Genomic DNA, 17007 nt, shown 5'->3' on the forward strand with positions numbered 1-17007 from the left:
GTCCACCCTACTGCGCGCGGCGATCACGGCGCCCCAGCGCCGCCCCCTACCGCCGCGTCCCCGCCGGCAGCGGCGTCCGGGCCCGGGTCGCGGGGCGCGAGTCCGGCGAGGTCGCCCGTGTCGCCGAGGCGCAGCAGATAGGGGCGGAGCCTCGTGTAGCGGATCGCGGTGACCGAGCACGGGTCGGCGTGGACGCGCTGGAAGAGGTCCAGATGCATGCCGAGCGCGTCGGCGACGAGGGACTTGATGATGTCGCCGTGCGAGCACATGACGTACGCGGCGTTCTCGCCGTGCTCCGACTCGATCCGGGCGTTCCACTCCCGTACGGCGTCGACGGCGCGGGCCTGCATCGCCCGCATCGACTCGCCGCCGGGGAAGGCGGCGGCGGAGGGGTGCTGCTGGACCACGGTCATCAGCGGTTCGTCGGTGAGCTCGGCGAGCTTGCGGCCCGACCAGTCGCCGTAGTCGCACTCGCTGATCCGGTCCTCGACGTGCAGCGGCAGGTCCGGGCGGGCGGCCAGCAGGGGTTCCAGGGTCTCCCGGCAGCGTTGCAGGGGGCTGCTGACGGCGGCGGCGAGCGGCAGCGCGGCCAGCCGGCCGGGGAGCGCGGCGGCCTGCGCGGCGCCGCGTTCGTCCAGGGCGACGCCGGGGGTCCGGCCCGCGAGCACCCCGGCCGTGTTGGCGGTCGAGCGTCCGTGGCGTACGAGGATCAGGGTGGGCATGCGGTCCAGCGTACGGGCGCGACCCGGTTTCCTGACGGGGCCAAAGGTGCATACCGGTCCGCAGGCAGGGAAGAATGCGCGCCGTGATTGTCGACTGCGCCATTTACCGCGACGGACGCCGGACCGAGGGCCCCGCCGACTTCTCCGACGCGCTCGCCCGGGCGCGGGAGTCCGGCGACGCGTTCCTCTGGATCGGCCTGCACGAGCCGACGGAGAAGGAGTTCGACCTCGTCAGCCACGAGTTCGGGCTGCACCCGCTGGCCGTGGAGGACGCCCTCTCCGCCCACCAGCGGCCCAAGCTGGAGGTGTACGACGACTCGCTGTTCGCGGTGATCAAACCGGTGCTGTACGACCACGACAGCGACACGGTCACCACGCACGAGCTGATGGTGTTCATGGGCGACTCGTTCGTCGTGACCGTCCGGCACGGCGAGGGCGCGCCGCTGGCGGCCGTACGCCGGCGCCTGGAGGCCGACCCCGAGGTGCTGAAGCACGGGCCGACGGCGGTCCTGTACGCGGTGAGCGACGCGATCGTGGACCACTACATAGACGTGGCGGGCGAGCTCCAGGTCGACCTGGAGGAGCTGGAGACGCAGGTCTTCGCGCCGAGCGGTACGGACGACTCCAAGAACACCGCGGCCCGCATCTACACCTTCAAGCGCCAGGTGCTGGAGTTCCGCCGGGCGACGGTCCCGCTGAGCGCGCCGATGGCTCGGCTGGCGGGCGCCGGGGTGCCGTTCGTCCAGGAGCACGCGCAGCCGTTCTTCCGGGACGTCCAGGACCACCTGACCCGGGCCAACGAGCAGGTGGAGGGTCTGGACCGGCTGCTGTCCGACATCCTGTCCGCGCATCTCGCGCAGATGGGGGTGCGGCAGAACGACGACATGCGCAAGATCTCCGCCTGGGCGGCGATGGCCGCGGTGCCGACGATGGTCGCGGGGATCTACGGGATGAACTTCGAGCACATGCCGGAGCTGCGGTGGGTCGGGTCCTACCCGGTGGTGCTGCTGCTGATGGCGGGGGCGGTCGTGGGCCTTTACCGCCAGTTCAAGCGGCGCGGCTGGCTCTGACGCCCCGGCCGTCCGTCAGGCGTACTCGGGCGCGGGCGTCGCGGGTCCGCCGAGGGCGTCGCGCCGGGCGGGCGGGGCCAGGCTGACCATGCGCCGCCAGCCGCCGAGGCGTTCGTACGCGTACACGGCGTGGATGCCCGCGGCGAGCACGGCGGCCTTCGCGCGGGACCAGCCGAGCACCCGGCCCATGTGGTCCATGACGGCGAGGCTGACGTCGCGGTAGACCCGGATCTCGGCGAGGGCGCACTCGCGCAGGATGTGCTGGATCGTGCGGCCGTGCCCGGCCCGCGCGAAGCGCAGCAGTTCCTCGTGGCAGTACGCGAGGTGGTTGTCCTCGTCGTGGGAGATCATCCGGACCGCGCGGCCGAGCTCGGGGTGGTCCGCGAAGTGCTTGTTCAGCAGCCGCATCTGCTCGGACGCGCGCTGCTCGGTGACCCGGCTGTGGGCCAGGTACGTGATGATGTCGCGCTCGGTCAGCGGCTCGTCGCGGCCCAGCTGCTCGTGCGCGAGTCCGATGCCGTGGCGCTCCAGGAGCATCGTGTAGTCGGTGTCCGGGGGGACGGGCCCGGGGGCCAGGCCGCGCTTCTTGAGCAGCGCGTTGAAGATCCGGCCGTGCTTGTCCTCGTCGGCGCCGTGCCGGGCGATCTTGGGGGCCAGCGGGCGCTGGCTCGCGGGGACGAGGGCCGCGATCCGGCCGTTCTCCCAGCCGCCCTGGGACTCGCCGCTGGCCGCGATGGAGCAGAACAGCCGGAACGAGTCGTCGTTGTCGAGGATCTCCTCGAACAGGTTCTTTGCCGAGAGCATCACTGCCACCTCCGTGCCGCGTCGCCGAGCGCCAGTCAAATGCGCCGGGCCGGGGCGGGCAACAGGAGCGGGCGGCGGCTGGGCCGGACGGGTGGCGTCACGGGGCGGCTCCGGCGCCGACGGCGAACCGTTTTTGCGTGCACCCGTAACCCCGCCGGGCCGCCCGCGTTGTTCCCCGTGACGGCCGTGGCGGGGAGGACCCCCCGAGCCCCCACCACGGCCGCAGAGCCTCTTCCCGTTACGCGAGCCCGGCCCGCTCCAGCGCGTCCGTGCCGGCCCGGAGCGCGGCGATCCGCTCGTCGAGCGTGAAGCCGGCCGGGGCCAGGGTCAGGGTCGTGACCCCCACTTCCGCGTACGCCTGCATGCGCTCGGCGATCCGGTCCACGGAGCCGAGCAGCGTGGTCTGGTCGATCAGCTGGTGCGGTACGGCGGCCGCCGCGCCGCTCTTGTCGCCGGAGAGGTACTTCTCCTGGATCTCGGCGGCCTCCTTCTCGTACCCCATGCGCTGCGCGAGCCGGTTGTAGAAGTTCTGCTTGGCGCTGCCCATGCCGCCGACGTACAGCGCGGTGTAGGGGCGGAACATGTCCGCGAGGCCGGGGATGTCGTCACCGACGGCGAGCGGGACGGTCGGGCAGACGTCGAAGCCCTCCATCGTCTTCCCGGCCTTCTCCCGGCCGGCCCGCAGGTGGCTGATCGCGGTCTCCTCCAGGTGCTCGGCCGAGGGGAAGATCAGCAGGGCGCCGTCGGCGATCTCGCCGGTCTGCTCCAGGTTCTTCGGGCCGATCGCGGCGATGTAGAGCGGGATGTGCTCGCGCTGCGGGTGCACGGTCAGCTTGAGCGGCTTGCCCGGGCCGTCCGGCAGCGGGAGCGTCCAGTGCTCCCCCTCGTACGAAAGGCGCTCGCGGGTCATCGCCTTGCGGACGATGTCCACGTACTCCCGGGTGCGGGCCAGCGGCTTGTCGAACTTGACGCCGTACCAGCCCTCCGAGACCTGCGGGCCCGACACGCCGAGGCCGAGCCGGAACCGGCCACCGGACAGGGAGTCGAGCGTGGCCGCCGTCATGGCCGCCATCGCGGGCTGGCGCGCCGGGATCTGGAGGATGGCCGAGCCGACGTCGATGGACTCCGTCTGCGCGGCCACCCAGGCCAGCACGGTCGGCGCGTCGGAGCCGTACGCCTCGGCCGCCCAGCAGACGTCGTAGCCGAGCCGGTCGGCCTCCTGTGCGACGGCGAGGTTGTCGCCGTCCATCCCCGCGCCCCAGTAGCCGAGATTGATGCCGAGCCGCATAGCCGAACCCCTTACCGATCAGTAACGTCCCTGAGTTCCGGACTCTAGCGCGCGGGAAGTTGATCCGGCAGGGGGCCGCCCCACGCCGGTTGTAATCTCAGCGCCCATGGAGCAGAGGCATCTGGGCCGCACCGGCCTTCGTGTGTCCAGGATCGGGCTCGGCACCCTCACCTGGGGCCGGGACACCGACGAGCACGACGCTGCCGAGCAGCTGAAGGTGTTCTGGGAGGCGGGCGGCACGCTGGTCGACACGGCCGACGTGTACGGCGGCGGCGAGGCCGAGTATCTGCTCGGGCGGCTCGTGGACGGCCTGGTGCCCAGGCGCGACCTGGTCATCGCGACCAAGGCGGGCAGCGTCGCCGACCCGTACCGCAGGGTCGACGCCTCGCGCGGACACCTGCTGGCGGCCCTCGACGCCTCACTGAGCCGCCTCGGCACGGATTACGTGGACCTGTGGCAGCTCCACGCGTTCGACCCGGACACCCCGCTGGAGGAAACGCTCCAGGCGCTGGACCTCGCGGTGTCCTCCGGGCGCGCCCGCTATGCCGGGGTGTCCGGTTTCTGCGGCTGGCAGCTCGCGAAGGCGGCCACCTGGCAGCTCGCCGCGCCCGGGGCGCGGACCCGGCTGGCGGCGACGCAGATGGAGTACTCGCTGCTCCAGCGCGGCGTGGAGCGCGAGGTGCTGCCCGCCGCGCTCGACCTCGGCGTCGGCCTGCTGCCCTCCTCGCCACTGGGCCGGGGCGTGCTGACGGGCAAGTACCGCACGGGGACCCCGTCCGACTCGCGCGGCGCGTCCGAGCTGCTGGCCCCCTTCGTGGAACCGTATCTGGACGAGGCGGCGGGCCGGATCGTGGACGCGGTGTCGACCGCCGCCGACGGGCTGGCCACCACGCCGGCGCAGGTCGCGCTGGCCTGGGTCCGGGACCGGCCCGGCGTCGCGGCCCCGATCGTCGGCGCGCGCAACGCGCAGCAGCTGACGGAGGCGTTGTCAGTGGAGACGCTTAGTCTTCCTGACGAGATCTGCCAGGCGCTGGACGATGTGTCGGCGCCCGTGCACCGCTATCCCGACCAGGACTGGAGCACGCTGTGACCGCGCTACCCCGGGGCGAATCCCCCGGCTCCCCGGCCACCGATGACGACACGGCTGCCGCCGACGCGGCGAGCGAGGCGCCGGACCACGACGACTCGCACGACGGGCCGCGCGCTGAGCCCGGCGAGAGGGCTGAGCCGTCGGCCGACGGAGGCGCCGTAGCGGGCGAGGCGCCGGACGGGGGCCCCGGTCCGGAGTCCGGCGCCGAAGGCGCCCCCGCGCTTTCCGAGGCCGAGGCCGAGATCGCCGCTCAGCGGGAGCTGCGGGAGCGGATCGAGAAGCGGAAGGCCGAGAAGGACGGGCCCATCGACGCCGGGGGGAAGCTGAGCGGAACCGCCGCCGATCTGCTGGCGGCCGTCCGGGCCGTGGAGGGCGGGCAGAAGCCCGCCACGGCGTTCTACGACTCGCCCGCACCGACGCCCGCCCGCCGGACGACGGCCCCCGCCCCGGCCCCGGTACGGGAACAGGCCCCCGCACCCCGGGCCGCCTCGCCCGAGAGCGTCGCCTCCGTGGCGGCCGTGCTGTCCGCCGGAGGGGCCCCCGCCGCGCTGGGCGGGCCCGCCGCCGCGCTGCTCGGCGACCGGGCGGCCGAGCTCCTGCGCGAGGACCCCTGGCAGCTGCTGGCCCTGCCCGGCGTCGGGCCCGAGCAGGCGGACGGCTTCGCCCGGGCGCTGCTCGGCGCCGCCTGCGGGCCCGACGACGAGCGCCGCACCGCCGCCCTGACCGGCTGGGTCCTGGAGCAGGCCGCGCTCCGGGGCCACACCGCGCTGGACGCGGACCGGGTGCGCGAGGCGCTGGCCGGCCGGGGCGTGAGCGACCCCGAGGCGGCCGTGCAGCACGCCGTCGCGGAGGGCGTCGTGCTGGTCTTCCAGGACGGCCCGGAGGAGCAGGAGGACCAGGAGCAGGGCGACGAGGAGGCGGCCGAGGCCGGCGCGCCGGGCCCCGTGCTCCTCGGCCTCGACCGGTACGCGCTGGCGGAGGAGAGCCTGGCCGACGGACTGGCCCGGCTGGTCAACGGGGGCGACAAGGAGGCGGACTGGTCGGAGGCGGCGGCCGCCGCGCCCTCCCCGTCGGCCGCCGAGCTGATCCGCGCGGCCGCCGCCCACGGCCTCGTCGCGCACACGGGCGGCGAGGCGGCCCGGGCCGAGCCGGCCGCCCTGATCGCCGCCGCCCGGGGGCTCGGCCTGCGCGCCCTGGGCGCCGCGCACAGCGTGGACGGCCGCCGACGGCTCGCCCAGGACACCGGCGACCCGGAGGCGGCCGTCACCCTCGCCGGGCTGCTGTCGGGCGCCGAGGGGCCGGGGCGGGACGAGGAGGGGGCGCTCGCGCTCGACCTGCTCGTCGTGCTGGACGCGCCCCAGCTGGACGTGGAGACCGGCGCGATGCTGGTGGAGTCCCTGGGCGACGGCGTCCGCCTGGTCCTCAGCGGCGACCCGGGTGTGCTCGGCTCGGCGGGCGCCGGGCAGGTGTTCGCCGATGTGCTGGCCGCCCGCGCCTGCCCCCGCGTCTCCTCCCGCACCCCGGACCCGGGCCCGGTCGGCGAGCTGGTCTCGGGCATCGGCATCGGTGAGCTGAATCATGTGGAGGCGCCGGGCAAGGAGGTCGTCATCGTCCCGGTCCGGGACGCGGGCGAGGCGGTCCACCGCACGGTGCAGCTCGTCGCCGACTCGGTGCCGCGCGCCCTCGGGGTGCCGTCCGAGGACACCCAGGTCATCACGGTGGGCCACGGCGGCGCCGCGGGCACCCGGGTGCTGAACGAGGCCCTGAAGCAGCGGCTCAACCCGGGCCCCGGCCGCTTCGGCGGGTTCGACCCGGGCGACCGGGTCGCCCATGTCCCGGCGCCGGGGCGGACGGTGCCCGGCGTGGTCGTCTCGGCCGACGCGGAGGGGCTGCACCTGGACTGTGCGGGGACCCCCGTCGTCGTACCGCAGGACCGGGTGGCGGACTCCGTGCGCCACGCGTGGGCGCTCAGTGCCCATCAGGCGGCCGGGATGCGGTGGCCGGCGGCCGTCGTGGTGCTGCCGGGCGACGCGGCGCGCGGGCTGAGCCGGCCGTGGGTCTACACCGCGTTCGGCCGGGGCGAGCGCCACCTCTCCGTGGTGCATGGCGTGGACCAGGCCCTGCCGCGCGCGGTGGCCGAGGTGCCCGCCCAGGAGCGCAGCACGCGCCTGCGGGCCCTGCTGGAGGCATCCCAGGGGGCCCAGGAGCCCGTGGAGCGGTGAAGAACGGCCCGGAGGGCCCCCGCGTACGCCTGGCGCGTCCGCGGGGGCCCTCCGGTCGTTCCTGGCGGGGTTCCGGTCCTGCTGGTCAGCCGGCGGGGTGCCCCGGGCCCTCCGCCTCGTCGTCGAGGTCGTCGTCGTCGAAGACCGCGCTGACGTCGAAGCGGCAGACCACCAGCTCGGGGTCGGCGTCGTCGAACGGGGCGGCCAGCCACTCCCCCGGTTCGGGGAGTTCGTCCGCCGCCGCGACCCAGAGCGTGGAGTCGCCCTCCTCCAGGCCGAACTCCGTGTGCCGGGAGGCGATCTCGTCCGCCTCGTACTCCCCGAAGAGCACCCCGAGGGCCGCGTGCACGCTGGTGCCGACGACCGCCGCCCCGGCGTCCTCCCGCTCGTCCGGGTCGGCGTCGGCGAGGCGCTGGGCCTGGGCCAGCAGCCGCTGGGGTTCCACCACCGCGTAGTCGCGGCGGATCAGCACGCTGAGGGCGTGCGGCTCGTCGGGTCCGTTGTAGGGCGGCAGGGCGTCCTGCTCCCCCGGGATCTCGAACGGGGTGACCTCGTCGTGGCGGTCGTAGAGGAGTTCGTCGTAGACCTCGGCGGCGGCGGCCAGTGCGTTGAACGCGTCGTAGACAGCGGGATCATCGTCCCCCGACCGGCGTTCGACCGCCGCGAGGTGGTGGTCGATCGCGGCTTTGACCGCATCGGCGGCGGCGCGTACCTCGGCAGCGGTGGGCTGCGCAGCATCAGACATGGGGCAGACGCTATCCGTACCGGGGCCTTGCCCGCACAATGGATTCGATGCCGGAATACGAATTTGTCGATGTGTACGTGCCACGCGGGGTGTCCCGGAAGGACACGGCCCGCCTGTTGACCGACCATGCCGAGTACGGGCACTGGGAGCTGGACCGTCTGACGCTGCGCCGGGACGGCAGCCGCCGCGTGCGGCTGCGCCGCCGGATCATCCGTCAGCTACGGGCCACATGGTGAGCCGGAAGGACCGGCCGCAGAACGTCCGAGCACGCGAAACGGGCCCCGCGATCGCGGGGCCCGTTTCCTTCTCTGCGTGCTCGCCGGTGCGGCGCTGCCGTCAGGCGGCGGCCTTCGCGCGGCGGTAGAGCACCGTGCCCGCGCCGGCCAGCAGCATGCCCGCGCTCGCCGGAATGAGCAGGTCGAGCCCGCCCGCTCCGGTGTGGGCGAGCTGCGGCGCCTCCGGCACGGTCTGCGGCTCCGGCACGTTCGGGACGTGCGGCTCGGGAGTCGGCGGGGTGACGTGGCGGACCGGGGGTTCCGGAACGTCGACCGGCGGCGTGCTCTCGTTCTCGCACTCGTTGCCGAACGCGGGGTTCAGCAGGCCGACGACGTCGATGCTGTTGCCGCAGACGTTCACGGGAATGTCGATGGGCGCCTGGATCTGGTTGCCCGAGAGCAGACCGGGTGATCCGTGCGTGTACCCCTCCGCGGTTGCCCCGCCCCCGTTGTCACCGGAGGCCCGGTGCTTGCCGGTTCCCCCCTTCGCCCCCTGGCCGCGCTCGACGGCCCGGTTCCCGGCGTGGTTGCCGGACGTGCCCGACGCGGAGTCGTGCTGCCCGGCGGACGCGCCGCCCGAGCCGTTGCGGCAGGTGTTGCCGAACGTCGGGTTGAGCAGCCCGACGACGTCCACGGAGTTTCCGCAGACGTTCACCGGCACGCTGACCGGAATCTGCACCGAATTCCCTGAAACCACCCCCGGGGAATTCGAAGCGCCGCCGGCCGCTCCCGCGTCGGCGTGCGCGTAGCCGCCGCCGAGGGCGAGAACGCCACCCGCGGCCGCCATGGTGATCAGGCCTTTTCGCGTGACCTGTCGCATAGGTGTTTCCTGCCTTCTACCTTCCGGAGTACCCCCGGACTACCGTGCGGAGGCAAAGGACCCGACGGCCCCGGAGCGCGTGGAGTGCGGTCCGGGGCCGAGCGGGCTCAAACCCTTACGGGTTGACGCGCAACGTCAGTCGTTGACGCAGACGTTGCCGAAGGCCGGGTTCAGCAGCCCGATCACGTTGATCGTGTTGCCGCACACGTTCACGGGAACGTGGACGGGAACCTGGATGACGTTGCCCGAGATGACGCCGGGGCTGCCGATGGCAGCACCCTGGGCACCCGAGTCGGCGACGGCCATGCCGGCGCCGGCGAGCACGAGGCCACTGGTGACAGCCGCGGCGGCGGCAATCTTCTTGATCATGATTCCTCCTAGTTGCCAAAGCGCGGTCCCAGCCGCGGACCGCACCCCCTGTAACGAGGAGGAAGTAACGGGGCTACGAGGCAAACGCCCCATTCACTCGTACCGGTGAGAGGCGTACATTCTGGCGATTTACGCCCTCGCGGGTCAGCTGTGGTCGATGAACCGGTCCAGAACGCGGGCGCCGAACTTCAGCCCCTCGACCGGAACGCGCTCGTCCACGCCGTGGAACATGCCCGCGAAGTCGAGCTCCGGCGGGAGCTTCAGCGGGGCGAAGCCGAAGCAGCGGATGCCCAGGTCGTCGAAGGACTTGGCGTCCGTGCCGCCGGAGAGCATGTACGGCACGGCCCGGGCGATCGGGTCCTCGGCCTTGAGCGCCGTCTGCATGGCGTCCACGAGGGCGCCGTCGAAGTCGGTCTCCAGCGCCTTGTCTCCGTGCACGTCCTCGCGCCGGACGCGCGGGCCGAGGATGCGGTCGAGGTCGGCCAGGAACTCCTGCTCGTACCCCGGCAGGAAGCGGCCGTCGACGTGGGCGGTGGCCTGTCCGGGGATCACGTTGACCTTGTAGCCGGCGCCGAGCATGGTGGGCGCGGCGGAGTTGCGCAGGGTGGCGCCGACCATCTTGGCGATGCCCCCCAGCTTGGCGAGGGTGGCCTCCATGTCCTCCGGGTCCAGCGGGGTGCCGAGCGCGTCCGACAGCTCGTCCAGGAAGGACCGCACGGTCTTGGTCACCCGGACCGGCCAGGTGTGCCGGCCGAGCCGGCCGACCGCCTCGCAGAGCTCGGTGATCGCGTTGTCGTCGTTGGTCATGGAGCCGTGGCCCGCCGTGCCGTCCACGGTCAGGCGCATCCAGTGCATGCCCTTCTGCGCCGTCTCCACGAGGTACAGCCGCAGGTTCTCGTTGACGGTGAACGAGAAGCCGCCGACCTCGCCGATCGCCTCGTTGACGCCCTCGAACAGGTCGGGGTGCTTGTCCACGAGGTAGCGGGCGCCGTACGTGCCGCCCGCCTCCTCGTCCGCGAGGAAGGCGAGCACGATGTCGCGCGGGGGCTTGCGGCCGCTGCGCATGCGCTCGCGCACCACCGCCAGCGTCATCGCGTCCATGTCCTTCATGTCGACCGCGCCCCGGCCCCACACGCAGCCGTCCGCGATCTCCCCGGAGAAGGGGTGGTGCGTCCAGTCGTGCGCGTTGGCCGGGACGACGTCGGTGTGGCCGTGGATCAGCAGGGCCGGGCGGGACGGGTCCTCGCCCTCGATCCGCGCCACGGTCGACGCGCGGCCCTTGTGGGACTCGAAGATCTTCGGTTCGAGCCCGACCTCGGCCAGCTTCTCGGCCACGTACTCGGCGGCCGCCCGCTCGCCGGGCCCGGAGTGGTCGCCGTAGTTGCTGGTGTCGATCCGGATCAGGTCACGACAGAGGTCCACGACCTCGTTCTCGGCGGTCTCGCCCGAGCCGCTCCGGGCCGCATTGCTCTCGCTCACGCTGGTTCCTTCCCTGTCGCTGTGGTGCTCCCTCCCATCCTCCATCGCCGGGCCCGCGCACCCAAGGCCCCCACGGAACCGGGCGTGATCGAGCACCCTCCAATGTTTGCTATGGTTTTCCACGTCGAGACGGGCCAGGCCCGCGAGACAGACACCTTGTCCGGGTGGCGGAATGGCAGACGCGCTAGCTTGAGGTGCTAGTGCCCTTTATCGGGCGTGGGGGTTCAAGTCCCCCCTCGGACACCAGCCACAGGCCCACGATTCCTCAGGAATCGTGGGCCTGTGTCGTTGTGCGGACCTCTCCGTCGCGGCCGGCCAGGCCGTACCAGAACGCGGCCTCCTCGTGGGCGCCCTCCGCGTCCGCCACATCGCCCAGCAGCGCCAGGAGCGCCGGTGGAAGCGGGTGCGGGGCGGGTGCGGGAGGGGTGGGGGCGGGCAGGGTGAGCGTCGGGCGGTCGGGGGGCGGGGGTGCGGTGCCGTCCATGACCGTCTCCTCCTCCAGCGTCACCAGGGGGTGGTAGATCTCCATGGCGCGCTCCCGTTGTCCCGCGCTGAGGAGCAGTTCCGCGTACGTCTGGCGGGCGCCGGTCTCCGTGTCGGCGTCGCCGTCGGCGCACTCGATGGCCGCTTCCAGCCAGGGGTACGCCTCCTCCGGGCGGTTGTCCGCCGCCAGGACGCGGCCGAGCAGCAGCAGGGCCTGGGGGCGGTGCTCGGTGTCGTCGGAGCGGGCCAGCGGCAGCAGGACCTCCTCCGCCTCGGGGAGCAGGCCCAGGCGGAAGAGGGTGCTGCCGAGGTAGCGACGGGCGAGCGGTTCGGTCTCCGGGTCGCCCGCGGCCAGGGCGTCCGTCAGGAGTGCGCGGGCCCGGTCCAGGTCGTTGACCGAGCGCCGTACGGTGCCGAGCAGGGCGCCGATCCGGGGTGCGGAGTCCGGGCCGGCCAGCTCCAGGGCCGCTTCGAGCAGTTCGCCGGCCGTCTGGACCTCGCCGGTCTCCAGCAGGTATTCGCCGGCGCCGAGGTAGCCGGCGACGATGGCCTCCGCGTCGCCGGAGTCCTCCACCCGCACCAGGAGCGCCTGCGCGGCGTCCGGGTCGCGGTGCAGCAGCCGGACCGCGAGCCAGGCCCGGGCGACCTCGGTGACCTGGGAGGGTTCGCCGTCGACCACCGTGCGGACCAGGGCCTCGGCGGCCTCGTCCTCGCCGTCGGCGGCCAGGCACTTGGCGAGGTGGAAGCGGGCGAACTGTGAGGCGGCCCCCACGTCGGCGTCGGCGGCGGCCCGCAGCTGCTCTCGACCCTCCTCCGGGCGCTCGTTGCCGAGGTGGACGACGCCGAGGACGCCGCGCGCCCAGGCCTCGGCGCCCGGGTCGTCCGAGGCGGCGACCACCAGGAGCAGGCGTTCGGCCTCCTCGAAGTCGCCGTGGTCGGCGAGCAGGACGGCCAGGTCCATGCGGGCGATCAGCGACCACTGGGGGTGGCCGGAGTCGATGGCGGCGCGGTAGGAGTGCTCGGCGTCCTCGAAGCGGCCCTCGCGCACCAGGAGGTCGCCGAGGAGGTCGGCGGCGCGGGGCCCCTGGTGGGGGTGGCCGGAGTCGATGACCGCGGTGAAGAGGTCCGCGGCCGCCTCTGTGCCTTCGCTGTCGCCCCGGGCCGCCTGGAGCAGGGCGAGTTCGATGCGGACGACCTGGGCCCAGTCGCGGTGTCCGGAGGCGACCGCGAGGCCGTACGCCCGCTCGGCGTCCTCGATGCGGCCGTCCCGGACGAGGAGGTCGCCGAGCGCGGCGGCGGCGAGCGGGGAGAGGCCGGGGTGCCGGGCCTCGATGACGGTGTCCAGCAGCGCGGCGGGCCGGTCCAGGTCCTCGCCGCTGCCGGCCAGCATCAGGGCCAGCTCGACGCGGGCCATGCCGCCCCACTCCGGGTGGCCGGTGGCGATGGCCCGCCCGAAGAACTCCTCGGCGGCGGTCAGGTCGCCGTCGTTCGCGTACCACTCGGCGAGGCCGCAGAGCGCGCGCGGGCCCTGGGCCGGGTGGCCGGAGGCGGCGGCCTCGCGGAGCAGGTCCATGCCCTGGTCGATGAGCCCGCGCGGGCGCAGGGAGACGGCGAGCAGGATCTTGGCGTACGGGATGAGGAGCGGGTTGCCCGAGCCGATGAGGGCGCGCAGGACCTCCTCCGCCTCCTCGTTGCGGCCCCGGACGATCAGCAGCTCGCCGAGGCCCACCTGCGCCAGGGGCACGGCGTGGACGCGTCCGCCGGCCAGGGCGGAGCGCAGCAGTTCCTCGGCGCGGTCGACGTCGCCCTGGCCGGCCAGCAGGGAGCCGAGGCTGGCCTGGGCGACCGAGGCGACCTGGCCCGCCATGGACTCGCCGACCGCGCGGGAGAGCGACCAGGGCTGCTCGACGGGTTCTGTGCGCCCGGCCGGGGTGCCACCGGCGCGCATGGTGCCCTTGCCCTGGCCGCTGCCGGGGCGCTGTCCCGTACGCGCTCCGGCGGCGTCGCCGTCGGCGCCGCTGAGGACGCTGACCAGGCGGGCCTGGGCGAGCGGGGCGGCCTCGGTGTCGCCGGCCGCGACGATCGCCTCCAGGATGCGTTCGGCGCGTTCCTCCTCGCCGTCCGCGAAGAGCAGGGTGGCCAGGCCGACCTGGGCGACCTGCGAGAGCTGGGGGTCGCGGGCGGCGACGGCGCTCTCCAGGAGCCGGCGTGAGCGGTCGCGGTCCCCGTACATCATGAGCAGTTCGGCCAGGACGGCCTGGGCGAGCGGGACGACGCTGTCCACGGCGGATTCGGCGGCGCGTTCCAGGAGCCGGGCGGCCGCGTCGAAGTCGGCGAGGTAGAGGTGCATCTCGCCGAGCATGAGGGCGGCCCAGGCGGCGCTGTCGCGGTCGTCGGTGCCGTCCGCGATGCGTTCCAGGAGCCGTTCGGCGATCCCTGGCTCGCCCCGGACGAGGGCGGTGTAGGCGCTGGGGAGGAGTGCGGCGGCGGGGCGGCGGTCGGCGAGGTACTTCCAGGCGAACCACGGGACCGGGGCGGACGGGTCGTCGTCGCGGCTGTCCAGGTACTCCGACAGGTACGGGGTGCCGGTGTAGCCGCCGGGTCCGGGGGCGCGGTGGACGAGCGCGATCGTGCCGGCGACCGGTTCGCGGGCCCAGGCCAGGGCGGTGCGGTAGGCGGCGTCGTCGGCGTCGAGCGCGGGGTGGTGCTCGGCCAGGTAACCGGCGAAGAGCTCGCGCAGGACGTCGTCCGGGACCGGGCCGGTGACGCCCATGCGCATCCAGTCGGCGGCGGCCCGGGCCAGGGCCCAGCCGGCCGGGCAGCTCTCGGCGCCGTCGGCGAACCGCCGTTCCAGGCTGGGGGCCGCGACCATGAGTTCGCCGATGCCCCGGGCCGCGAAGTCCTCGCCCGGGTACATCTCCCGCGCCGCCTCGGCGTCCTGGGGGCCCAGCAGGGTGGGCAGTTCGACGGTGCTCGCCTTGTCGATGACGGTGCGGGCGATGCGGCCGACGTCGCTCTCCATGGCGGTCAGCGCGGCCCGCTGCTTGGCGGGGATGGTCGCCACGATCGTCACGGCGGGCCGCCTGCGGGCCAGCCGGTCCAGGATCTGGAGGTCGAGGCCGCCGGGGTGGAGGTAGCGGTGCAGGTCGTCGAGCCAGAGCACCACCGGGTCGGATCCGGTGGGCAGGCTGAGCCGACTGAGGTCGTCCAGCGTCCGCCGGGCCGGGTCGCCGGGGCGCGGCACGACGAGCCGGGCGTCCGGCATGGCCCGGACCAGCGCCTCGTACAGGGTGCGGGACTTGCCCGCCTTGGAGCGCCCGGCGAGGAGCACGAACCGGCGGTCGGTGAGGAGTCCGGCGAGCCGGTCGTCCTGGGGGCTGCGGCGGACGTAGGGGGCGCGGGCGGAGCCGCCCCGGTCCGGGTCGCTGTACTTGGAGCGGCAAACGCCGATGTCGTACGGGTCCACCTCGGCCACCCTCGGGATGCCGCCGTCCTCGGTGAGCGGGGTCCAGAGCAGGGCCTCGAGGCGGTCGCGTACCTCGGTCGTCGTCATGTCGCGGACGAGGGGGCCGAGTCCGGGCCAGTAGCGGGCCAGGGCCTCCGCCTTGATCGCGTAGGCGGTGCGCCGGTCGACGGAGGTCACCGAGTCACGGGCGACGAGCATGCCGACGACGCCCTGCCGGTCGACGTCCCAGACGGGGCCGCCCGAGAACCCCTTCTCCAGGCCCCAGCCGGTGTGCGGGCCCGCCTCCACCTGGATCCACTCGCTGCCCGCGTGGCCGATGATCTCGCCGCGGACCGGGACGCCCCGGCGCTTGTGCTCCTCGGGGTAGCCGTAGGCGCGGAAGCGGTGGTCCCAGGTGCCGGGATCGGTGGTGCGGAGCGGGGCGGGCACGGCCTCGGGCGGTGCGGGCGCGGCGAGTTCGAGGACGGCGACGTCACCCGTGCCGTCGCCGGTGTCCGGGTGCCAGCCGCCGGGGACGACCGTCGCGGGCAGCGGGTCGTGCGGGGCGGCGTGCTGGAACCGTACGAAGACGGGCCGGGCGGGCGGCTCCGGAGCCCGGCCGGGGCCCACGACGTGGGCGCAGGTCACGATGTGGCGCGGGGTGACGAGGAATCCGGCGCCCACCGGGTCGCCGTGCTCGGTCCTGCGTACGCTGACCAGCCAGGGCGGGCGTTCCCAGTCCGGCGGCACCGGAGGTCAGTCCGCCTGGGGGCGGTTCCAGGAGACCTTGACCGCGAAGTGCCCCTCGATCGCGGTCTTGGCGATCACCACGCCGGACTCGGCGTTGAACTTCATCCCGAACTCGATCTCGTACGCGTCGGGGCCGAGCGCCCGCACGGACTCCATCACGGAGCGGAGGGCGGGGCGGGTCTGGGCGAGCGCGTCCTCCAGCCGCCGCCCGGCGCGCACGACCTCGCCGGAGTCGCGCGAGATGCGTTCGAGTCCGGGGGCGTCGTCCGGCACCTCGACCTGGAGCGAGGCGCCGTCCGGCCCTTCGAAGGACACGACTTCCGGCATGAAGTCCCCCTGCGTTCAAGTGGGTTGTGCGTCGATCGTATCGGCCGGGACGGACCCCGCGCGGGCGTTTCGAGTGATGTGATGATGGTGCGGATGTGCACCCGGGGGACGGAGAGGGTCGTGTACGAGGCCACGGAGGAGATCACCGCCGCGCTGTCGGGTGCCGGGTCGGACGGCCCGGAGGCGGAGGTGGCGCTGCGGGTCCTCGGCCTGGCGTTCCGGTGGGCGGGGGCGGCGCTGGGCCGGGTCGACGGCGGGCAGAGCGGCACCCCGGCTCTGGAGGCGCTGTTCGCGCTGGAGGACGCGCTCATGGAGTCCGGGGCACTGGCCGGGGCGCTGCCGGGGCTGCTCGCGGCGGCGATGCCGGGCGAGGCGTTCGGCGGCGGTACGGAGGAGCTGATGCGCCGGCTCGCCGCCGTACGCGAACGGGTCCGGGAGGAGCGCGAGCGGACCGATCTCGCGCACGCCGCGCTGGAGAAGCTGGCGGCCGCCGAGGAGGCGCTGCGGGACCGGCTCGCCGAGCACGAGGCGCTGCGCCGCCAGGTGGACGAGCTGCGGAGGCTGGAGCGGCTGGTGCTCGCCCTGGACGCGCTCCAGGAGCAGCAGGAGGTCATCGCGGAGCGGCTGGCCGCGTTGCGCGGCCGGGACGCGGGGGTCGAGGGGACGCTGCGGACCAGCAGCGACGCACTGGTCCGGCTCTCGGAGGACCGGCTCGCGGCGCTGGCCCCGCGCACCCGGGAGGTCCTGGAGCGGGCCGAGGAGGCGCAGCGCGCGCTGGCCGAGGAGGAGCGGGTGCACGGCGACGCGGCGGCGGACCTGGCGGAGCGGCAGGCCCGGCTCGAACACATCCGCGAGGCGCAGGGCGACCGGGTCGCCTCGCTGCGGCGGTACGCGGCGGTGGACCGCGATCTGGCGGGGGCGCTGGCGGCGCCCGTGGGCGCACCGGAGGGCGTGGTGGCGCCGGAGCACCGGGTGGCGCTGGCCGAGGTGGCGGCGGCGACGGAGGAGATGGAGCGGCGGCTGGGCGCGGCGGACGAGGCGCTGGGGCGCGTACTGGCGGAACGGGACGCGCGGGACCGGGGCGGGAAGTCGGTGGTGCACCGCACTCCGTAGCGGGC

The 17007-nt window shown here is 74.3% G+C and carries 14 protein-coding genes and 1 tRNA gene; 6 read left to right on the plus strand and 9 right to left on the minus strand.

The features are described 5' to 3' along the window. Positions 1–23: 23 nt before the first annotated feature. Entirely contained in the window at positions 24–722 is a 699-nt protein-coding gene (locus OHS17_RS06355; protein WP_330311379.1) for a histidine phosphatase family protein, read from the minus strand. A 74-nt stretch (positions 723–796) separates the two neighbouring features. Between OHS17_RS06355 and corA the strand changes: the two genes are divergently transcribed. After that, complete coding sequence (corA, locus tag OHS17_RS06360) at positions 797–1792, plus strand: magnesium/cobalt transporter CorA (protein WP_330311380.1); 996 nt, start codon at positions 797–799, stop codon at positions 1790–1792. A gap of 15 nt (positions 1793–1807) precedes the next feature. Here the strand turns inward: corA and OHS17_RS06365 are convergent, their stop codons facing one another. Beyond that, complete coding sequence (locus OHS17_RS06365) at positions 1808–2596, minus strand: ferritin-like domain-containing protein (RefSeq protein WP_161207838.1); 789 nt, start codon at positions 2594–2596, stop codon at positions 1808–1810. A 238-nt stretch (positions 2597–2834) separates the two neighbouring features. After that, positions 2835–3884 carry an LLM class F420-dependent oxidoreductase gene (locus tag OHS17_RS06370; protein ID WP_018103712.1) on the minus strand — a complete coding sequence of 350 codons (1050 nt, stop codon included), beginning with the start codon at positions 3882–3884 and terminating at the stop codon, positions 2835–2837. Positions 3885–3990: 106 nt separating this feature from the next. Here OHS17_RS06370 and OHS17_RS06375 point away from each other — a divergent pair, with 106 nt between their 5' ends. Beyond that, the gene (locus OHS17_RS06375; protein ID WP_073864461.1) at positions 3991–4974 is read left to right on the plus strand and encodes an aldo/keto reductase; all 984 of its coding nucleotides are present in this window, start codon (positions 3991–3993) and stop codon (positions 4972–4974) included. After that, positions 4971–7196: a helix-hairpin-helix domain-containing protein gene (locus tag OHS17_RS06380; RefSeq protein WP_330311381.1), complete on the plus strand. Its 2226-nt coding sequence runs from the start codon at positions 4971–4973 to the stop codon at positions 7194–7196. Before OHS17_RS06375 ends, OHS17_RS06380 begins: the two co-directional genes overlap by 4 nt. A gap of 85 nt (positions 7197–7281) precedes the next feature. On the opposite strand, the gene OHS17_RS06385 is transcribed toward OHS17_RS06380, so the two are convergent. Further along, positions 7282–7941 (minus strand): hypothetical protein, encoded by a 660-nt coding sequence (locus tag OHS17_RS06385; RefSeq protein WP_018103709.1) that lies wholly within the window; start codon positions 7939–7941, stop codon positions 7282–7284. Positions 7942–7988: 47 nt separating this feature from the next. Between OHS17_RS06385 and OHS17_RS06390 the strand changes: the two genes are divergently transcribed. Next, the gene (locus tag OHS17_RS06390; protein ID WP_018103708.1) at positions 7989–8177 is read left to right on the plus strand and encodes a DUF5703 family protein; all 189 of its coding nucleotides are present in this window, start codon (positions 7989–7991) and stop codon (positions 8175–8177) included. A 100-nt stretch (positions 8178–8277) separates the two neighbouring features. Here OHS17_RS06390 and OHS17_RS06395 read toward each other — a convergent pair whose 3' ends face one another. The 3 genes from OHS17_RS06395 to OHS17_RS06405 all read right to left on the minus strand — a co-directional run bounded on the left by OHS17_RS06395 (position 8278) and on the right by OHS17_RS06405 (position 10884). After that, positions 8278–9036, minus strand: coding sequence for a chaplin (locus OHS17_RS06395; protein WP_330311382.1), 759 nt, complete (start codon positions 9034–9036; stop codon positions 8278–8280). A gap of 135 nt (positions 9037–9171) precedes the next feature. After that, a complete protein-coding gene (gene chpH, locus OHS17_RS06400; RefSeq protein ID WP_018103706.1) occupies positions 9172–9405 on the minus strand; it encodes a chaplin ChpH in 234 nt (77 codons plus the stop codon). 144 nt (positions 9406–9549) lie between these two features. Further along, positions 9550–10884: a M20/M25/M40 family metallo-hydrolase gene (locus tag OHS17_RS06405; RefSeq protein WP_018103705.1), complete on the minus strand. Its 1335-nt coding sequence runs from the start codon at positions 10882–10884 to the stop codon at positions 9550–9552. Between the two features lie 158 nt (positions 10885–11042). Between OHS17_RS06405 and OHS17_RS06410 the strand changes: the two genes are divergently transcribed. After that, positions 11043–11130, plus strand: a tRNA-Leu gene (locus tag OHS17_RS06410). A 19-nt stretch (positions 11131–11149) separates the two neighbouring features. On the opposite strand, the gene OHS17_RS06415 is transcribed toward OHS17_RS06410, so the two are convergent. Together OHS17_RS06415 and OHS17_RS06420 are read right to left on the minus strand one after the other, a co-directional pair. After that, complete coding sequence (locus OHS17_RS06415) at positions 11150–15562, minus strand: tetratricopeptide repeat protein (RefSeq protein WP_330311383.1); 4413 nt, start codon at positions 15560–15562, stop codon at positions 11150–11152. A 6-nt stretch (positions 15563–15568) separates the two neighbouring features. Next, the gene (locus OHS17_RS06420) at positions 15569–15889 is read right to left on the minus strand and encodes a CU044_2847 family protein (protein WP_018103703.1); all 321 of its coding nucleotides are present in this window, start codon (positions 15887–15889) and stop codon (positions 15569–15571) included. A gap of 120 nt (positions 15890–16009) precedes the next feature. On the opposite strand from OHS17_RS06420, the gene OHS17_RS06425 reads away from it, so the two are divergent. Further along, entirely contained in the window at positions 16010–17002 is a 993-nt protein-coding gene (locus tag OHS17_RS06425; RefSeq protein WP_330311384.1) for a hypothetical protein, read from the plus strand. The last annotated feature ends 5 nt before the right edge of the window (positions 17003–17007 follow it).

The sequence above is a fragment of the Streptomyces sp. NBC_00523 genome, from assembly GCF_036346615.1.
GTDB lineage: Bacteria > Actinomycetota > Actinomycetes > Streptomycetales > Streptomycetaceae > Streptomyces.